Source organism: Mycoplasma imitans ATCC 51306 (assembly GCF_000518305.1).
Classification (GTDB): domain Bacteria; phylum Bacillota_I; class Bacilli_A; order Mycoplasmatales; family Mycoplasmoidaceae; genus Mycoplasmoides; species Mycoplasmoides imitans.
In genome coordinates, this window is the sequence record NZ_JADI01000025.1 from 1 (window position 1) to 2,625 (window position 2,625).

Genomic DNA, 2,625 nt, shown 5'->3' on the forward strand with positions numbered 1-2,625 from the left:
AAAAAATCCAGATTACACAAAATTAGCTTCGTTCCCAATAGATAAACCTAGCAGTGAACCTACAGCAAGTAAACTTATTAGTCTTATTAATTTGTTATTCTTCATATTATGATTTTGATTAAATTAGTATCCTAACTATGATATAGTCATCATTAATCCAAATCAAGTTATCATTCTTTTAAATTTGCTGTGATTTTTCTATTTTAATATAAAAATTATTTAAAAATTTACTTTGATTTTTTAGCAAAGCTATGGTTTTTAAAAAGTCAAAGCTGTCACTTTAATATTAGCGATTATTACAAAAACTTAAAGAACAGACAAAAAGAAATTGTTTATTGCCTAGTCAATTTCGAGTTCACGTGTAATAAAAAATCATGAAATTCGAATTGTATTAAATTTCACGATTTCGTTTATAAGCACGCTTAATATTAATATTGATTAAAGCGTTTATTAAGAATTAATGCTAAGCTCTTTGTGGTTGAGATGGAGCTGGAGTTGGAGCTGGTTGGCCTGCTGGTTGAGATGATCCGCTTTGAGAACTCGAACTTTGGCTAGTTGTTTCAGGTACATATGTGAATGTAAGATTACCAAAATAAGGAGTTTCTTTGTTAATATCATTGATGTTACTACTATTACCTTTAACAATAATTTTGTTAAGTCCTTTGGTTAATGGTAATGATGTTTGTGAAAATGATAAAGCTGAATTACTAATACTTTGACGATTGTTATTTGACCCATTTTGTTGACTAGTATCAAATTGTCTTAAAACACCGTTTGTGGCTGTTGATGACAATAAGTTGTTTATGTTCAATGAATTATTTGTAGTCGTTCCACCTTCTACACTAAAGAATAAACCTCTAGTATAAGCTGTATAATAAACACCTTTTATAGAATAGTTACCTGTCTTTGGTGCATTTACATAAAATGAAAAAGTTCTTTGATCGTTCGTATTAGATGGAGCTTTTTGAGCATTCATTCCATTTTGATATCATGCATTGTCAGTTCCTCCACGAACACTAGTACCACCAACATAACTTACTAAGAAATATCTAGTGCTTACTGAGTCAGGAACGTTTGCTAAAGTATTAGTGTATTGACCCATATAAGTAGAATAATCAGCAGCAAGACTATATCCAGTTACAAAGTTAACTGCAATTGAATTATTATCAGTTGATGGATTGTTTCCAAAAATACTATCGTAGACTTTATTTTTAGCATCAGCTGTTGAACTAATGTACATATTACCAATCATTGGTGCTACTTTAGTTCCTGCATCCGCTGGTAAACTAAATTCAATTGTATTAGAACCATATTTTAAACCCGTTAACATTAAAGTAGCTACATTGATGTTGCTAACTGTTGGGGTTGGATTTACCATACTTGTAGAAGCTGGTGTGTTTGCAGAAGCACCACTTCCAGCAGAGCCACTTGGAGAAGTACCGCTTGCAGAAGCAGCTCCAGCATCACTGCTACCAGTAGCTGTCTGTGTTGGATTAGTCGCTGGACCACTAAAATCAATACTTATTGGATTAGAGTTGTTTAACTTATATTGCAATGCAACGCTATCGCCAGTTTTAACTAACTTATATGGGAAATATAAATAGCCTGTAGTTGTTGGTCCATAGTAGTTAAAAGTAAATGAATATTTAGCGCCTGAACCAAATAATCCATAAATTCAAGATACATCAGTTAGATCTGTTTGGTCTGTAACAATAGTTGTATCAGTTGATCACAGGTTTCTTCTAAAATAGCTGTAATTAAGTATTGATTGTGTTGGCGGAGTAGTACTTTGTCCAGTTGTAGTTCCATCTCCTATATTAACACTATAAGCCCCAAAACCGTAGTTACAAGGTTGAGGTTGACTATGCTCTTGATCTACACCACTTAAACCATTTTGAGTTAATGCATACTTTTGAAAACCATTATTAACTAAATTGTCTGCGCTTTCTTTTTGCATTCTAATAGATTGTTGTGTACCATAAGTGGTAAAATCAGTATTTAAAGTTTGAAGATTTTGCAAATTAGGCGTGTTAGCATCATCAGTTGGAATTAATGTATTGGTTATAATTTTTTGAGCGCTTTCAAATAACCCGTTTAAATAATTTCTTATTGAATCGTAATTAGAACCTTGTAAATCTTGCAAGGTTGCTTGCATATTATTTAAGTTCGCTTTTATAGAACCATACGTTTGAACTAAATCTGTATTTTGATTATTGAAATTAGTTCTATTTGAACTTGCTGTATTAAGTGCTTTTTCTAGCGTACTGATAGCACTATTAAGAGTTTCTAAGTTTGCGTTTTGATTATTTTTAACAGTTGTTGCAGCAGCGTATGCATCAGATAGGTTTTTCTTTAATTTAGCATAATCATCATATGATGATAAAATACTATTTTGGTTGTTCAGCAAGTTGTTTAAATTAGTTCTAACAACTTCCAATTGTGTTTCTGGCTTATTAGATCCATTTTTTCCTGGATCTGAATCCATATCTTTTGATATTATTGCATTACAACTAGCGATTGATAAGCTAACTATGGGAACGAAGCTAATTTTGTGTAATCTGGATTTTTTCGAACTTTTAGTTTTTCTTAAGTAAGTTCGGAAATACATCCATTAACTCTTCATAT

1 protein-coding gene is annotated in these 2,625 nt (G+C 31.7%); it reads right to left on the reverse strand.

Annotated elements, in window-relative coordinates; translation table 4 throughout:
• Window positions 1-463 precede the first annotated feature (463 nt).
• Window positions 464-2,485 carry a hypothetical protein gene (locus P690_RS04030; protein WP_051420967.1) on the reverse strand — a complete coding sequence of 674 codons (2,022 nt, stop codon included), beginning with the start codon at window positions 2,483-2,485 and terminating at the stop codon, window positions 464-466.
• Between the last annotated feature and the right edge of the window lie 140 nt (window positions 2,486-2,625).